Origin of the sequence: Litchfieldia alkalitelluris, assembly GCF_002153425.1 — a bacterium.
GTDB lineage: Bacteria > Bacillota > Bacilli > Bacillales > Salisediminibacteriaceae > Evansella > Evansella alkalicola.
Map to the genome: position 1 here is coordinate 4,253,227 of NZ_KZ119600.1, position 18,395 is coordinate 4,271,621.

Below are 18,395 nucleotides of genomic sequence, written 5' to 3' on the forward strand. Positions count from 1 at the left end.
GTTTATTGTTATATTTGTGTTAAAGATAGTAGAGCAGGAAAGCATTTTGTCGAGGAATAACATAAATAACTTCTTTAAATTAACGCGCTAAAGGTTAAAGATCTAAAAGTAATCCCGCCAAGTTTTTACACTCAGCGGGAACTCATTACTTTTTATTATAATAATCAACATACCAATTAGCGAACTTCTGTAAGCCCTCTTCAATCGATGTTTTTGGTTTAAACCCAACAGCTTCCTGCAATAAATCAGTTGAAGCATACGTAGCAGGTACATCTCCTGGCTTAATTGGTTCAAAAACCTTTTCAAATTGTACTTCTCTTCCTAAAGCCTTAGTTAAAGTCTTCTCCAATGTATTAATAAACGTCATCAGCTTTTCAGGATTGTTATTACCGATATTGAACACCTTGTGAGGAACGGCATCGACTGGTGGTTTACCAATAAGTCGCTCTATTCCTTCGACTATATCATCGATATAAGTAAAATCACGGTATAGGTCATTATCAAAATCACCATTATTAAAGATCTTAATTGGTTCTTCAGCAAAATATTTATCTGTAAAACCAAAGTAGGCCATATCCGGTCTCCCCATCGGACCATAAACGGTAAAGAAGCGGAGACCTGTTGCAGGAATGTTATATAAATGGCTATACGTATGAGCCATCAATTCATTTGACTTCTTCGTAGATGCATAAAGTGATACAGGAGTATCTACAAAGTCTGTTTCTTCAAATGGCACCTTTTTATTGGTGCCATAAACAGAGCTTGAAGATGCGTACACTAGATGTTCTACTGGATTATGCCTACAAGCCTCTAGGATATTATAGAAACCAATTATATTACTTTGAATATACACATCTGGATTCTCTATTGAATAACGTACCCCCGCTTGGGCTGCTAAATTAACTACAACACTAGGCTTGTACTTTTCAAAGAGTTCTGTGATTAATTCCTTGTCCGAAATATCTCCCCTAATAAAAGTAAACTTATTAAAAGGTAGTAGTTGCTCCAGACGATCCATTTTTAGATTCACATCATAATAATCATTTAAGTTATCAATACCTATTACTTGGCATCCGCTTTTTAGTAGCTTTTTAGATAAAAAGTATCCAATAAAACCTGCTGCTCCAGTAATAAGATAAACTATACTAGGATCTAACGGTTTGTAACTCAATATTTCTCGACTCCTTTGCAACTTCTCTCTCCACAGCCTTCCTTCCAATAGAATGATATTCCACTCCTGCTTCCTTCATTTCATCGATACTATATATATTTCTTCCATCATATACTAAAGGAGTTCTCATTAACTCCCTATACTTTCCAGGAGTAACTGCTTTTACTTCGCCCCACTCTGTAAATATAAAGCAAACATTCGCACTGTCTAGTGCTTCTTTTACATTAGTAACATAAGTGATATTTCCCTTACCATTTTTTCCTTCTGGGTGTACTTTTGCAAAGTTACTTGCGCCAACAGGGTCATAGGCATAGATATCTGCACCTTGTTCTAATAGTAAAGGTACATTCTCAAGAGATGCAGCTTCACGCAAATCATCTGTTCCAGGCTTAAATGTCAAGCCAAGTACAGCTACTTTCAGACCGTTAAAAGTAATAAGCCTTTTACTAGCTTTTTTGTATAACAATGTTTTCTGATCTTTATTAACATCAATTGCAGCCTTAACCGTTCGTAACTCATACCCATGTTGTTTTGCAATGTTTTCCAGTGCCTTAGTGTCCTTAGGGAAGCATGAACCTCCATAACCGATGCCTGCATTTAAAAACTTATTTCCAATACGTGCATCATAGCTCATGCCTTTTGCAACATCTTGCACATCTGCTCCTACCAATTCACAAAGGTTTGCAATATCATTCATATAAGAAATTTTTAGAGCCAAAAAGTCATTAGATGCATACTTAATCATTTCTGCAGACCTTCTATTCACCGAAACGATAGGCAAATTAAATGGTTTATAGATTTTCATCAGCAGCTCTTCAGCCCATTTACTCTCCGTACCGATAATTATTCTTTCTGCATGTAAAGTATCATGTACCGCAGAGCCTTGCGCTAAGAATTCAGGGTTTGATGCAACTTCTACTTTTACATCATTAACTAAAAAGTCTTGAATAAACTGTTCTACTTTATCATTCGTTCCTACTGGAACTGTTGATTTTACTACTACTAAGCAATCCTTTTCAATTGACTCAGCAATTTGCCTAGCAACCGTTGCAATATAAGAAAGATTCGCAGAACCATCTCGCCGTTCTGGTGTACCTACACCAATAAAGATTGCATCCGCATTTTTGTAAGCTGAATTATAATCTGTTGTATAATCAATTCTTTCAGCTGCATAGTTTTTTTGCATTAACTTTTCTAAACCCGTTTCATAAATTGGAGAAACTCCAGATTTCATTACATTAACTTTTTTTTCATCAATATCTACACAGGTTACTTGGTGACCAACTTCAGCAAAACATACACCTGCGACTAGACCTACATAACCAGTTCCTGCTACTGCTATTTTGTACATGGAAAAATCCCTTTCTAAACCATATTTATAGTATGAAAATTTGAGTTATTTGCATAAGAAACTTATTATTAAATCGTCTAATTATTATATAAAAATGGAGCAGGTTCTGACCTTCGGGCTTTCGAAATACTATGTGGAATGGACAGTTATTATAATTTTGTTAGCTAACTACTTCCGGTTAGAGTGTAATGTATACAAAACTTGCATTAAGTTTTTTAACTGACTCTTACTAAGATTGCCATCTATAAATAATTTCTCTACATCCTTATCTACAAGAGCAGTTTCTAAAGTTGTAACATTTTTTGAGTAGTTTTTCTTAGCTGTCTGCCACTCCTTGCTATTCATAACGAAATTCCAATCACCCCAAGATTTTTGATTACCTTTTATTATTCCAGTTTTTTTCCCTAATATTTGAGTTGACCACATTATAAAACGTATAAAGCTATTAACGTACCATGGGAAATATGGCATATGTCCATTACTATGCAACAACCATTTTGTGGGTTTTAACATTGGCTTCGCTGCTTTGTGAAACAGTCTACGGTTAAGCTTCCAACTTTGCGGTACTGATGCACTAACTTTCACTACATCTTTAGACATAAAAGGTTCGTAACTACGAAAAAGTCTTCTATTACCATATAAATTAGGTATATTCATATTCATTGAACTAGGCCAAAGTTCAAACCACTCTTCGGCTGATTCGCCACGCAAACTTTTAACATAACTCAAATGTGTCTGCCGTCTTATTTTAATTTCAGACAAAACCTCTTTTTTAAAAACATTACTTTTCAATGTTTGATCTGGAGTATAATTTTGTTTTTTTATTTGAGGAATAAAAGGAAACCGACTTGTTCCACGAACTTTTTTTACACGGGCCCCTTTAAGTAAGGCATCTGAGAATAAACCTCCAAAAACGGCTGGATATTCATCAAGTTTACAACTTTTATGAAAACCAAAAGTATGAACATGATGATACTGAAATCCACTTCCCACTAATTCCGTACACTTGGGTAAAATTTCTATATAATGTGCTTTACTTCTTGTAGCTATATTAAAATTTGCACCATACGCTTCTGCTGCTTTTTGTGCAACTTTTCCCTCCCGATTCATAAAATCAAGAAATACAAATGAATCACGTATACGATCTTGTGGTAAAATAGCAGAAAGAAACCGAGAATCTTCCCCACCACTAATAAATTGAGCTATATGAGGCATATCTTTTACAACCGCCTCTGTATAGTTTTGCAATCCTTGCCTTAAATCTTGAGCCGCCTTATTAATAGACTTATACCTAACATTATCTGACGGTAACCAATATGCACTTGATTGAATATTTTTTAATTTACTCAATATTTTATGTTCGGATGCCGGAAATAACTGCCGAAGATTGGTATACGTTGTATAAGGGAAGGTTACCACCCCATGAAGAATAAAGTCGATCTGGGAAACTATGTCTATCCTATCAATCTGACGAGAGGTCTTTGCTAATGCATCAACATGGGTTGATAACATACTATTTCCAATATCATCTTGGTAAATAAAAACTGGAATAAAGGACATTAAGTCAGTAACACAAATAATTTCTTCTGTGACTTTATTTATTATTAAGATATTAAAAGGACCACTCAAGTCTTCATCCCAACGTATATCCCCTGATAACCAGCGATTTAAAATACTGCTAGTACCCGTACACATGTCATCTTTTGTCAAAAATATATTATCCTGAAAATGGAGAATAGGGCCACCGATAACAGTACAAATGTATTCTGTAGTTTCTAGTACCTGAAACCCATTGTAAAGATTTTGACTTACTGCCAATGACCCCCATTCCCCATGAAACTCTTTTATTTGAGGTTTTTCTTTAGAATAAATAGCTTCAATTTTTTTTGTTAACTCCCCTTTAGAAATTGGCTTTTTGGAATAAATAAAATCACTCATTTGTTACCTCCGTACTTATCTTTAAATACCAACTCAAGTGCATGTTTCGCAGCGAAATAATAAGACTCGTTTCTTAGGAGATGCAGAGCAAGTGTATCTTTGTCTTTCTTTTTTTGTTTACCGACAATTGTTGCTAGAATCCTTTTTAGTGAAGATTTTATTGTCCCATCGAATGGAAAATGTAATAACGAAAAGGTATATTTCGGTTTAATTTTCTTTCTATATACTGTAAGCGACATCTGATCATGAAGCTTTTCATAATCATTATCCAAATTGGAATTTAGAATTTTAAAATCAATTTGTTTTTCTTGCATGGAAAGTTGAACAATACCTTGTTCCTTATGATGAAAAACAGGTTCAAAGTTCATCTTTTTATTTTTCTCTAACCTCAAAACAATAGAATAAGAACGATCTTCTTTATTAATAAAATTTTTCGAGTCAAAATAAAAATTTCCAAGACTGTAAAATATTAAAGAATCATTATAATTCTCAAAACCTTGTGGAACATGCGGATGAGAACCAATAATTGCATCAGCACCTAAATCACAAAAATGCTTATATCGCCATCGCCATTCTTTTTGTGGGATATTATAATGTTCTAAACCTGCATGTGCCAATACTATAACAAAATCACATTCTTTTTTAAGTTTAATTATCTGCTTATCGATAAAACTATGATTAATCCAAGCATAGCCACTCTGTTCTAATCCTGAAAAGTAATCAATTACACCAAATTGTGCTTCACAAGCATTTATTATTCCTAATTTTATATCACCAATTGACTTTATAATTGGTTTATAAGCCTGTTCAAAATTTACTCCTGCCCCGATTGTTTCCATACCTAATTTTTTTGCTTCGTTAATTGTCCCCATTAAACCAACAGTACCAAAGTCCATTATATGATTATTAGCCATGCATAATAAATTAAATCCCTGCTCCTTTAACCCATTTATTGTACTTTTTTTCTGATAATGATGGGGTCCTGATTTAGGCTGCGGCTCACCAAAACCTTCAATCGGAGCTTCAAAATTGCATATAGAGTAATCTGCTTCAGCCACCACCTTTGCCAAAGAACCAGAACAGATCAAACCATCATTCTTTTGATAATTTACAATATCACCGCATATGAATACCTTTACCATTAATTAAGCCCCCGTAACTTATCAAAATTTTTCACCTTATTTATTGTTATTAAAATTAATAAAAGATTAATTAGAGCCCCAGACAGGCCAAACAGTGCAACACTAATTAAGTCACTTGAAAAAGCATAATACCCAACTGCCAAGGAAATAACACGAGCAATAATAGTAAAAACAGTGAAGTTTAAGTGGAATAATTGTGCAGACAATACAGGTAATGCTTTTACACTTGGGGTGTTAATAAACAAGAAAAATGTCCAAAGTGCTATCCATCTAGCATATTCACCAGCTAACACCCAATCCATTCCAAAAACAAATCCAAATAGCCAGGGACCAAAAATAATAACTATTCCAAATGGTATAATCCCTACTGCACAAAGTGCTAACGTAGCTTTTATAACTAAGTTTGTGAGTTTATGACCATTATTAGCTGCCTCCGCGATCCGAGGGTAGAATACATCACCTATCGCATGACCAATTAGCTGTCCAGGTATGCTTAAAACTGTTTTGCCAATAGAGTAAAATCCAGCTGAAGCCGGACCAAAAAAGCTTGCTAATAATAATACCGGCAAGCTTTGTGATATAGCATTAAGAAAAACTTGTGGCGCTCTATAAAGAGGGAAGTCTCTGTATTTTTTCATTAGTTCCATTACATTTGAAGGTTTCTCAGTATCTTCATGATGACTGGTTTTTGAACCTCTTATGCCAATAATTAGCATTAATGCATGAATAGCACTACCAATAGTTGTAATTATAATAAGTACAGACGCCACCGGATTTATCCAACCCATACCTACTTTAGCACTATTTAAAAATAGAGCTTGTAAAAATAAAACCCTTGCAGTAACACTGAACTGTTTAGTACGTATTATCCATTGTTTTGTTACTTGTAAAAAACCTGTAAACACTATTACCAATGGAATTAGATATAAAAATGGAGCTATATCCTCAAGTTGTAATAACAAAACAATATGATTACTATAAAAAACTAATAATAGTGCTATAAAAACTGCCATTAAAATTGAAGTATATATTGAAATACGAATTAATAGTTTAGCATCTGCATCTTTTTTGGGTAACACGATGGCTATTGGATATGTCATGGCAGCTATCGGCGAAACAATTGCCACTAATGCCATAAAGACACCTAGTACACCGAATGCTTCTGGACCATATATGCGGGTAATTATTGGGGAAAAAAGTAAAGTTATAGCTTGAGCCCCAGCCGCACCAGTTGCCACTATAGCTACATTACGAACAAATTGCTTCTTTGTAAGTTTTGTGAGTTTATTTATCATTTAATACCCCTTAAGGCTTTAATATTTCTTTTATCAAATAATATGATACTAAAAACAAATAAGTTTCTTAGTACTTGACCAGTTTGGCTATCTAAAAATTTGCGACCGACGGATCTACATAGTTACATTCTCAGCCTATTTTTATTGCAGTTTTATGGTAAAATATTTATGTCTAGTCATAATTTCTTTTACCTTCGGTATTATTTAGTCTTTTTTTTTAAACATAGCGATAAAATTATATATCCTCTTTTTAATAAACTTAGTAAAGTTATATAAACCTAACAAATATAGGAAAGAGGTAATGTAAGCTTTCTTATTAAGTGGATTCAACTTAATTGAGTTAATCAACATATATTCAGCCTTTTTTTTATTACCCGCGCGTAACAAAACTTCTGCATACTGTACTAAGTAGGTACTATGAATTTTTGGGAGCTTTACTAAATCAGCATATATTTTTTTATATAATATATCAAACCCAGTCACTTTAGCTTCTGGATTATTGGTTATTCTATCTTGATGAATGTTTATAATCACTAATGGTTCTTCTATAAAATCATACTTATATTCTCTAGCCAATCTAATATATAAATCTAAATCTTGTCTTGATGGTAATGACTCATCAAAAAGGCCTACGTTAATTAATGCATATTTTTTGCATATTACTGTGGATAACTTAGGAGCCCGAACACCATTTTTCACCAATAGGTCATCGAAAATATATCCTCTTAAAACAGGAACAATGATTTTTTCATGTTTATAATTATGTTTATCTGACGTTTTTATTACCTTTCGACCTGTATCGAATACCGCAACATCTTCTTTAGCAAAACTAATTTGTTTGACTTGCTTTTCTAACTTATTTGGTAACCATTCATCATCATCATCAAGAAAGGCAATGTAATCTGCTTTTGCGGATAAAATCCCAGTATTTCTTGCAGCTCCCCCCCCCTTATTCTTTGCATGCTTTAAATATCTTATCTTAGACGCATTTTTATACCTCTCCATAAATTCTTCAGTTTCATTTCTATGAATATTTGATTCGCCATTATCATCAATAACTAATAACTCCCAATTCTCGTAAGTCTGATTTAAAATACTATTTATTGCTTTTTCTAATTTATCTGGTCTTTTAAATGTTGGCAAAACTATACTAATTAATATATTACTCACCAGTATTCTCCTCTCAAACAAGCTACTCATATAAAAGTTTGGTATACCTAAGGTCCTCAAAAATTATAATATATAAAATTTTTAATCTCTTGTTATACTAAATGAAGTTATACAAGATTACGTTGACCAATATATCTAATCAAAATGTTTACTAATTAACATTTTTTCGTGCTTTAACAACAACCTAAACTTCCATGTGTTTTGTTTTTCGAATACCCATGAAGATTCAAAGTCAATTATAAATGGTTTCTTATCTACATGATCTATTATTATATTTCCATATTTAATATCATTAATTATTATGCCTTTAGAATGAATATTACGTATTAGAGCATTAACATTGATTATGAAATCCTTGTCTACAATACTATTTAGAAATCTTTTTCCCTCATCCAATCTCTGCTTCACTAATTTTCTTCTTTCAGAGCGGGGATAGTCTGAGTTTTTTCCGATCTGTCGATCTCTAATTTTAGCTCCTTGTTTTGCCATCTCTTCTCTTAATACTTTGCCATGTATATATGATTGAGTTATTGTTAACTCCTCGAAATTTATATCTAAAATAGATGGTACGTTTAAGTTACTATTTGATAAAATGTGCAAAACTTTGAGTTCATTTAGAAAGGAAAGTTCATTATTACAATAGTGTTTACGAATAGCTAAATAGCCATCTTTTATAACTAAGAATATCTTAAATCTTTCCCTCTTCATATAGTCCTCTTCAGTTGTTGTTGGAAAACCTTTTAAATTTCCTACATAAGATAAAATAAATCCGTCTTGATCAAATTCGCCTATTACAACTTCGGACCCTTCATCATATTTTTCTTTCGAAATCCCAAGTTCTTCGGCACTGATTCTATAACCATTTTCAGAACACCTTATTATTTCATCTTTCATACTTCTGATTTTATCTATATTTTTCCTACAATGATATCTGCGTAATCTGGCTTCTATTATTTTTATCAATTTAACAATTGTCATTCGTTGTTAACCCCTTTATCAGCTCTTGCATAAATTAAACTACTCTGTGTGTTATAACTTTCAGAGTAGTCTCGTTTATACACTGGCTCAAAAATCACATAAATTAGCTAACTAAATACCTAATTTTTTAATAGTGTTTTATATAGATTCTCAATCTGATATATAGTTTTATTCCACGAAAAATTTTCATTTATAAAATTCTTATTTTTTTTACCTAATTCCCTATAGAAAGATTCATTTTCAATTACAGCTTTCATTGCTTCAACTAAACTTTCTACTGATTTAGGTTTTACAATTATCCCATTATTCCTACCACTTATAATCTCCGGTATAGAACCTACATTAGACGCAATCACATATTGACCGGACCCCATTGCTTCTAATAGAGATATTGGCATAGCTTCGTTGTATGAGGGCAACAAAAAACAATCAGACATATTTAACACTCTCTCTTTTTCATCTCCAACGACTACTCCTGCAAACTCTATTATATGACACTGATTGTTAGTTGATACTTTTTCCTCAAAGCTGTTCCGTTCCCTACCATCTCCAGCTAAGATTATCTTAAAAGGCGTTTCCGATTCCTTTTCTAGAATTTTCGCAGCTTCAATAATTTCAAATATCCCTTTTTCTTTAACTAGCTTTCCAAGGTACAAAAATATCATTTTATTATTAGGAGGTAAACTAGAATTTTCAAAAGTACTAACCCCATTGGGTATTACCACTAATTTACTATCATTCATTATCCTACTAAACCATTGAAACCACATGTCAGATAAAACTACAACAGTAGAGGGAGAATTTAGTATAATTTCAATTATTTTTTTAAACTTTGATTTATTATAAAAATTTTTAAACCCTCCACCATGTATGTGAAGTACTGTCTTACACCCAAATAATTTTGAAACTAGAACTAATACCCCTTTTTCTAAAAAACCCAAATATGAGCTAGTATGAATATGAACAAGATCTGGTCTATATTTTATAAGTTCTATTACGAATAGAATTATCAGTTTTATAAAAGTTAAAAGTTTAACAACTAATTTTTTTTCAATACCGTTAATATCTAAGTTTTTTATTTTATTCACATTAAATATTTTCAATTGAAACCTATCTTTTAAACTAGACTCACAGAGGCCATCTACAAAGGATACCATCCCTCCAATATATGGCTTTGAAGGGCCAACCATTAATATTTTATCCATAGAGTTATATTCTCCTTTTTAAGACAAACGTTTTAATCTCTTTATCTAAAAAACATCTACACAATCGTTTATGTCTTTAATAGTGCTTCTTCATATTGCTTCACAATATTCTTCACATCATAATTAAGAGCTCTCTGATAACCTGGTGCTGTTCTAGCATGACCATTTATATTAATTAATAATGCATTAGATAATTCATTTACATCATCAACTTTTACTAGTGTCCCATACTTATTTGCTCCTAATATCTCTCTAGGTCCACTTTTGCAATCAGTTGCTACTATTTTAGTTTCACATGCTAAAGCTTCTAATAAAATATTTGGAAACCCTTCATAACGTGAGGGTAATACAAATATATCTGAATTGTATATAACTTCATATGGATTATTAACAAAGCCCTTAAAATCAACATCCTCCATAATATCTAGTTTACTTGTCAGCTCTTTTAACTCTCCCTTTAAAGGGCCTTCACCTACAATTGATAATTGAATATTCGGCTTATTTTTTTTTAATTGTTTAAAAGCTTTTAGTAAAGTATCAAATCCTTTTTGATAAGTTAACCGACCTACTGCTACAATTTTAATTGTTTTACAACCGTCATTATATTCTGTTGACGTTTTCCGTACTGATTCTAATTTGACTGATATTTCATTAAGGTCAATTGGATTCGGTATCCTAATGACCTTATCCTTTAAACTAGGAAACATAATTAATAAGTCCTCTTTCATACCCTCGGATTGTACGATTATTTTATCCGCTTTTCGATAAAGATACGAATAAGATAATTTATAAATACATTTTTTCCAGTAGGGATATTGTTCAAAAATTTTATTCAAAGTGTTTGATTGTCTTACTATAATTTTTGTTTTTCTCCTTAGGAATGGTTTGATAAATAGAATAGCTAAATTAAGGTTACTCAATGTACTCATTATTATATCAGGATTGCTTTTATTAATACTCTTTATTAATTTAATAATAGATTTACTAACCTTCTCCGTTTGAAGGTCAGATACCTTGATATCCTCCGGTAATAACTCAACAAAAGGACCTACTAAATTTAATGCCAAATATTCTGGTTCAATTTTCTTTCTGTCTACAAATTTCAAAATATTAACAATTACTTTTTCTGCTCCTCCTCCGCCTAGATTAGGCGTTATAAACAGCACCTTTTTTTTTTCATTATTCATTCTTTGTCTCCTTCACAATATCTTTTAGGGTTTTCTATTAAATACTTAAGCAAAAGGGTAATTCTTACTTATTTGGATGATAAATATCGTAGATTAAAAACCATTGACTACTTACACTGTATCAACTAAAAAAGTTTGTTTTTGCAAATTAAACATATTTCATAGTTTAAACCCTCTTGTGAATTTTTATTTCACGAGAAATCATTTACATTAGACAGACATTATAAATTGTCTCACGGTAATAAACGATAGTTAACAAATTGTGTTATAGTAAGAAATAAAACTATTCATTTATTCTCTTTAACCTAGCACTTTTATTTAATCTAATATAGGCTATACAAATGCCTAAAAGGACATAAGTCATTTTACTTGTATAATTTACTGCTCCAGTCTCTGCTAAAAACCAAGTAGTAAATAACGCAAATAAAGTGATCGCAAAAGGAACCTTTTTCTTTATTAATTGGTATAAATTATAAAAAACATAAAAATACATAAAGTAATATAATATAAATCCGATTATTCCAACACCTACTAACAACTCGATAAAGTTATTATGTGCATAGGATTCTCTACCAATTACCTCAAACAGTAACATTCTATAGTTCCCGATACCATAGCCCCAAATTGGGCTTTCAAGGAACCACCCGAATCCCCATTTAATCATATTAAGACGAGTTGTACCATCTCCACCATCACCTAATAGAGAGGAGTATAGTTCCAAGTACCTTAGTTTAATTCCATTAAATACACTTAACTGCAGTAAATAATAAGAAATAAGTCCCGTAAAAGGGATTATTATTAAAAACTTATAACTTTTTTTAGGCCCACTTTAAAAATAATAGAAATAAGCATACCTACCAATAGTATTCCTACTGCTGTCCTTGATCCACTAGCTAATAGCATAAAAAAAGGCAGTGTCATAAATATATAATAACGAAGTTTCTTTTTTTCTAAACCCATAACAAAAAAAACAATAGCTGAAATAGAAGCTAGACGTCCCATTGTATTTTCTTGACTTATTTGGCTCCCCAACCTGTCACCAGTTAAAATTGCATAATAGATATTTTCAGGCCCGTATAATAAAACTCCATAAATGAAAAGTGCAACTCCAGAAAAGGCAATTCCATATAGTACCATTTCTATCTGTTTTATTGAATTCAAGATTTGAGATGTTAAAAATAAAAGAAGAATAATAACTTGAGATAGCAGTACACTCCTACGTAAAGCAATGCTTGGTTCTATTGCCCAAAAATATGAAGCTAAACAGAAAAATAAAAATGCCAAACTTACAATTGTAATTTTGTCATTATAAATACTTTTCCGGCTTAATATTTGTAAAAACGCTGAACTAGCAAATAATAAAAAGAGCGCCCGCGATATATTTACCAGTTGTGTATTATCTGCAAAAAGGTATAGAGAAACAATATACAAAATCAATGATAAAATGCATAATTGTTCTAATTGTGAACCTAGCTTCTCCTCTTCTTTACAAACAAATTTCTCTACTAGTTGTGCACTCATATTTAACGGCCACCTTATATAATAAGTTCATAATCCATAAAGTAATTCTGATTAAAAGCACGAAATTGTTATATATTCCTAATAACGTGCCTTATTTTCCCATTCTCTGTTCTCTCTAACTCATCAACAGCTATGCAATAAACATCCGTTTCATCACCTAAATATTTTTTAAATCGGACTTCTATCTTCTTCATTGAAGCTTCCTCAAATCCGATATCAGGAATAACCTTTACTACTATTTTATTTAAATCTTCTTGTACAATTTGACTAGCTTTGATTTTCAACTCTGGAGAAAAGATATCAGTTGGTCTTCTAAGTTTTCTATTACTAGCTGTAAGTAAATAATCATCCACTCTCCCTACTATGTCTGTTAGAAATTCTCCTTTCCAGCCACAACTACAGTTTGCATTTAAGATCCCTAAATCCCCGGTTTTATACCTTATATAAGGTACTTTTTTACTCACCAGATTTGTTACAACTATTTCTCCAAGTTGTCCATTCCTAACTACTTGATTACTGTCATTAACAATTTCTACAAAATAATTATTTGGGATTATGTGGTAGTTACCTTTTTCGCATTGTGTTGCAATCATCCCAATTTCCCCCAAGCCATAAGTTTGGTAAACTCTACAATTAAACGCTCTTTCTACAACGTTTTGCTCTTCCTTAGTTATACCTTCACTATCAGTTATAATAGCTTGAAATTTAGGGGTAGGTGCATTTGTTTTTAAAACATGCTGTGCTAATAAATACCAACTTTTTGCATATCCTGTAGCAAATTCAACATTATATTTAATGCAAGCTTGTAAGTATGCGCTATATGTCGATTCACTTAAATGATACACAGAACATTGGAGTTGATTAAAAAGATCAACATAAATCCAAAATGGAGGTTTTTTCTTGTTTATTGGAACTGTTGGCACTCCAGATAATCTTACTTTTCGACTTTTAGGATTACAACCATATAACTTCAATACTTCATCATAGTGTGCATAGTTTATTTCTACAGCACTTCTATCTAAGTAATAATGAAGTGGAGCCCCAGTAGATCCGCTGCTTTTACCAGTCATAATATCCTTTTTACTTGAATCAACCGATATGAAGCTTTTAGGATCAGTTCTAATATCATCTTTATAAATTATAGGTATTGATTTATTTTTCTCATTGTTTTCTACTGAGGTCGTTCGTAGATTCATATAAAAAGGAACTTGCACTCTTGCATATTCAAAAAGCTCATCAAGCCTATTTCGCTTTACATCGTAAGCTTCATTTGTTTTCAGTCGCTTTTCTAAATGTAATTCATTAATATAATTTTTATAATGACCCGATCTGCGATAATAGTTTCTCCTGAGAGCCTCTAAATTAACAAAAACTCTTTTTAAGAAAAATGGAGATTTGAAGAATATACTTTTTGATAGTTTATTTATCACTAATATTACCTCTCTCTATGAGTTATTTCTAAATTGCGCTAAAACATCATGGTTAAAAAATACTTTATTTTTACTAACACAATAAAAGAGCGGAAATTTTAGGTGAATATATCACCATCATTTATACCGATATATTCGCAAAAGTATTTATAGATTTTAACTTTTCAATTATGCTTCCTTTGAAATAATATTAGCGTATTTTAGTCTCAACATGCTTGCTTATGGATTCCCCATTTCACCCTCTACACTAACGTTCTAAAACATCAGCAATCCTTTTACTAGCAAATCCATCACCATACGGATTACTTGCTTTACTCATTTTTCCATACTCCAATTTATCATCTAGTAACAACTTAAAAGTCTCATAAATTACTTTTTCACTCGTTCCAACTAGCTTCAAGGTTCCAGCTGCTATACCTTCAGGCCGCTCTGTAGTATCACGCATAACCAGAACAGGTATACCTAAACTAGGTGCTTCTTCCTGAATTCCGCCACTATCTGTTAAAATTAGATACGACCTTGATAGGAAGTTATGAAAATCTAAAACTTCCAGAGGCTCAATAATTCTTAGTCTGTCACAGTTTTTCAAAATGTCATTAGCATCTTCTCTTACTAGTGGATTCAAGTGAATTGGATAAATCACCTTTATATCTGAATGTTCATCGACAATCCTTTTAATAGCCTTAAACATATTTCTCATCGGTTCACCAAGATTTTCTCTCCTGTGAGCAGTTATCAAAATAAGCCTACTGTCACTCGCCCAATCTAAGTGTTCGTGAGAGTAATCTTCTCTAACAGTTGTCTTTAAGGCATCAATTGCTGTATTACCAGTTACATATATTGATGCATTATCTTTACCCTCATTTATTAAATTATCTTTTGACAGTTCGGTTGGTGCAAAATTATATTCTGCTACAATTCCAACAGCTTGGCGATTAAATTCTTCAGGGTATGGGGAATAGATATTGTAAGTCCTAAGACCAGCTTCCACATGACCAACTGGAATTTGTAAGTAAAAGCATGCTAATGCAGTTACAAAAGTTGTAGAAGTATCACCATGAACTAAGACTACATCTGGCTTTACTTCTTCCAAAATATCCTTCATTTTTTCAAGAATATTAATCGTTACATCAAACAGGGATTGCTTAGCCTTCATAATCGATAAATCAAAGTCTGGTAAAATATTAAATGCATCCAATACTTGATCCAACATTTCTCTATGCTGACCTGTTACACATACGATTGTATCCAAATTATCTCTTGTTTTTAGTTCTTTCACTAATGGGCACATCTTAATAGCCTCTGGTCTTGTACCGAAAACCACCATTACTTTTCTATTCATTAACATCAACCAACCTTAACTTATAATTTATACGAACTATCAAATGTACAAATATTTTTAGTATCAAGAACAAGCTTATTCTTTATAACGTCCATATTAGTTTTTATATGTTCATGTCCCACCATAATAACTAGTATTTCTACCTCATTTATAAAATCTTCAAAATTCATAAACTGATGGTCTACAATTCTTTCCTTTACAAATGGATCAAATACTTTAACGCCAAAAGCTAAGTGTTCATCCATTCTCTCTAATAATTGAAGTGTAGGACTTTCCCTTGTATCGTCAACATTTTCTTTATATGCCAATCCGTATAGACCAACCTTTGATATATCTTTAATTTCATGCTCTCTCATGATATCTCTGATTCGTCCAAGTACATGTCTAGGCATAGAATCATTTATTTTTCGAGCTGTTAAGATTAAATTCGTTAAATCAGGATAGTCTCCGACTAAGAACCAAGGGTCAACTGAGATACAATGCCCTCCTACACCAGGACCAGGCTGTAATATACTTACTCTTGGGTGCATATTAGCAATTCTAATAATCTCATATACATCCATATTATCAGTACGGCAAATTTTGGCTAATTCATTAGCAAATGCAATGTTAATATCTCGGTAAGTATTTTCTACAACCTTAGACATTTCTGCTGACCTTATATCAGTCACAACAATCTCAGCCTTACAAAAATTCGCATATAATCCTTTAACCTTTTCACCGATATCCTGACTATCTGCTCCAATTGTTCTTGAATTATTCTCTAGTTCATATATCATATTGCCCGGAATAATTCTTTCTGGGGCATGTAAAAGATGGATGTCCTCTCCAACAACAAAACCTCTTTTTTCTATTTCAGGGCGAATATATTTATCAATTGTACCAGGCGAAACTGTCGATTCAATAATTAATACCGCTCCTTTTTCGCAGACATCGAGGACACTATTCACTGCGGAAATAACATACTTTGGATCAAGTTTCTTACTATCCTTAATATAAGGTGTAGGAACTGCAACAATATAAGTATGAGTCTTCTGGTATTCTGTTGAGAACTCAATTCCATTAGAAAGAGCTTCTTGAAAAAGTTCTTCTAATCCATCCTCTTCAAAAGAAAGTTTACCATCTGTTAACAAACCTACTAGTTTTGTATTAAAATCAGTACCTACTACCTTTATTCCACTTTTTGAAAACATGAGGGCTGTAGGTAAACCTATATAGCCTAGTCCTATAATGTTGATCATATTAATAACATTCCTTCCAACTGTCCGTTTATCTTTATTTCATTTATTCTTCCTATTTAATATCATAGTATTCTTTTAAATTACTTCCTTATATTTCTTAGGAACCCCTTTTTCTTTGTTTCTATCAACACTATCTATCACATCAACTAACTTCATAGTTAATTTCTTGAAATCAAAATCCTTTGCACCATATCTAGCATTTTGACCCATCTTATTATATTGGTCTTCAGACATGTTTTTCATTTTTAGAATTGCATCAGCCAATTCTTCTGGTGTACTTTTTTCTAACTCGATTCCACATTTATACTTATCTATTATTGAATAACCCATTCTCACCGTTGATATAATTGGCTTACCTGAAGCCATATATTCAAACAATTTATTTGAACTATTTCCCCTAGCCCAATTGTATTGTGTCTGAGAGTAGTTAAGAATATTTACAGAAGATTTACTGAGTATATAGGGTATTGACCGTTTATTTACAAAGCCTTTCATTTTGACATTGGTTAGTTTTTCTTCAGCAACTCTCTTTTCTAGCATTTCCTTTTGGTTTCCATCGCCATATATTAAAAACTGAAAATCTCCCTCATCTTTTAATATTGATGCTGCATCTATTACATTACCAATATTATTAACAGGTCGTATCGCTCCTACATAAATTACATTAAACTTATCAGCATTTAAATCATCATCTTCAACCTTATTTTCATTAGATGATATTTCAAATCCTTTTACATCAACACCATTGTTGATGTAGAAACATTTATCAAGATTGATATCTCCACCCTGTTCAGTATCCCATTTTTTTTCAATTATATAGTCAGTATCTCCTTCTTTTGTAAAAATAAGAGCATCCGCCTTTTTATAAATCCAATGCTCGCCTGCTGTTAAAAGCCGTCCCAGTAAACTTCTTTCTTTGGCCTTATTGAATGAAAATATAGCTTCCGGCCATAAATCTCGTACCTCACATATACATGGAACATTGAGTTTCTTAGCTATCTGAATTCCCGCTACCATGGTAAATGGATGTACACTTGAAGCAAGAATAATATCAGGTTTACCATGTAACTTTGCATATTCCTTAGCGACAGAGAATAGGTTAATGTAAAATAATCCCATATTTTTCACTCTATCAATCCCATTCCCTAGGGCCGTTGTGGTCTTTACAAAAACAAAAGGAATATCATCCACAGTATCGGTACCATACTTCTTATTTTTTGTATCGATATATTCTGATTTGTTATGATAGGTATTTGCACAAAAGACCGTTACATCATACCCCTGCTTAATGAGATTGTCCGCAAACCAATAATGCCGTCCTCCACGGTTTTTATACATATCAGTCGCATAATGGTTCCATAACCATATCTTTTTTTTCTTCAAATTATACTCACCTCTAATATTTCACTTAAATATTTGTAAGA

The 18,395-nt window shown here is 32.2% G+C and carries 15 protein-coding genes; all 15 read right to left on the reverse strand.

Annotation, left to right across the window (positions count from 1 at the left end; translation table 11 throughout):
* Positions 1-145: 145 nt before the first annotated feature.
* The 15 genes from BW724_RS20055 to BW724_RS20125 all read right to left on the reverse strand — a co-directional run bounded on the left by BW724_RS20055 (position 146) and on the right by BW724_RS20125 (position 18,354).
* Positions 146-1,171, reverse strand: a complete 1,026-nt coding sequence (locus BW724_RS20055) for a GDP-mannose 4,6-dehydratase (RefSeq protein WP_088076892.1) — start codon at positions 1,169-1,171, stop codon at positions 146-148.
* Positions 1,146-2,522, reverse strand: coding sequence for a UDP-glucose dehydrogenase family protein (locus tag BW724_RS20060; RefSeq protein WP_088076893.1), 1,377 nt, complete (start codon positions 2,520-2,522; stop codon positions 1,146-1,148). The genes BW724_RS20055 and BW724_RS20060 overlap by 26 nt, the downstream gene beginning before the upstream one ends.
* Positions 2,523-2,690: 168 nt before the next feature.
* Entirely contained in the window at positions 2,691-4,460 is a 1,770-nt protein-coding gene (locus tag BW724_RS20065; RefSeq protein ID WP_088076894.1) for an asparagine synthetase B family protein, read from the reverse strand.
* Positions 4,457-5,602, reverse strand: coding sequence for a CapA family protein (locus BW724_RS20070; protein WP_088076895.1), 1,146 nt, complete (start codon positions 5,600-5,602; stop codon positions 4,457-4,459). Before BW724_RS20070 ends, BW724_RS20065 begins: the two co-directional genes overlap by 4 nt.
* Positions 5,602-6,897 (reverse strand): lipopolysaccharide biosynthesis protein, encoded by a 1,296-nt coding sequence (locus BW724_RS20075; protein WP_088076896.1) that lies wholly within the window; start codon positions 6,895-6,897, stop codon positions 5,602-5,604. The genes BW724_RS20070 and BW724_RS20075 overlap by 1 nt, the downstream gene beginning before the upstream one ends.
* A gap of 204 nt (positions 6,898-7,101) precedes the next feature.
* Entirely contained in the window at positions 7,102-8,067 is a 966-nt protein-coding gene (locus BW724_RS20080; RefSeq protein WP_176371494.1) for a glycosyltransferase family 2 protein, read from the reverse strand.
* A 135-nt stretch (positions 8,068-8,202) separates the two neighbouring features.
* The gene (locus tag BW724_RS20085) at positions 8,203-9,045 is read right to left on the reverse strand and encodes a BUD32 family EKC/KEOPS complex subunit (RefSeq protein ID WP_088076898.1); all 843 of its coding nucleotides are present in this window, start codon (positions 9,043-9,045) and stop codon (positions 8,203-8,205) included.
* Between the two features lie 119 nt (positions 9,046-9,164).
* A complete protein-coding gene (locus BW724_RS20090; protein ID WP_088076899.1) occupies positions 9,165-10,250 on the reverse strand; it encodes a glycosyltransferase family 4 protein in 1,086 nt (361 codons plus the stop codon).
* A 68-nt stretch (positions 10,251-10,318) separates the two neighbouring features.
* Entirely contained in the window at positions 10,319-11,437 is a 1,119-nt protein-coding gene (locus BW724_RS20095; RefSeq protein ID WP_088076900.1) for a glycosyltransferase, read from the reverse strand.
* A gap of 283 nt (positions 11,438-11,720) precedes the next feature.
* On the reverse strand, positions 11,721-12,236 hold the full coding sequence (locus tag BW724_RS20100) for an O-antigen ligase family protein (protein ID WP_328588742.1): 516 nt from the start codon (positions 12,234-12,236) through the stop codon (positions 11,721-11,723).
* A complete protein-coding gene (locus tag BW724_RS20105; protein ID WP_088076902.1) occupies positions 12,236-12,958 on the reverse strand; it encodes a hypothetical protein in 723 nt (240 codons plus the stop codon). Before BW724_RS20105 ends, BW724_RS20100 begins: the two co-directional genes overlap by 1 nt.
* A gap of 68 nt (positions 12,959-13,026) precedes the next feature.
* The gene (locus BW724_RS20110) at positions 13,027-14,388 is read right to left on the reverse strand and encodes a phenylacetate--CoA ligase family protein (RefSeq protein WP_088076903.1); all 1,362 of its coding nucleotides are present in this window, start codon (positions 14,386-14,388) and stop codon (positions 13,027-13,029) included.
* 247 nt (positions 14,389-14,635) lie between these two features.
* Positions 14,636-15,730, reverse strand: a complete 1,095-nt coding sequence (gene wecB, locus BW724_RS20115; protein ID WP_088076904.1) for a non-hydrolyzing UDP-N-acetylglucosamine 2-epimerase — start codon at positions 15,728-15,730, stop codon at positions 14,636-14,638.
* Between the two features lie 20 nt (positions 15,731-15,750).
* On the reverse strand, positions 15,751-16,971 hold the full coding sequence (locus BW724_RS20120) for a nucleotide sugar dehydrogenase (RefSeq protein WP_088076905.1): 1,221 nt from the start codon (positions 16,969-16,971) through the stop codon (positions 15,751-15,753).
* A gap of 75 nt (positions 16,972-17,046) precedes the next feature.
* A complete protein-coding gene (locus BW724_RS20125; protein WP_235849030.1) occupies positions 17,047-18,354 on the reverse strand; it encodes a glycosyltransferase family 4 protein in 1,308 nt (435 codons plus the stop codon).
* Between the last annotated feature and the right edge of the window lie 41 nt (positions 18,355-18,395).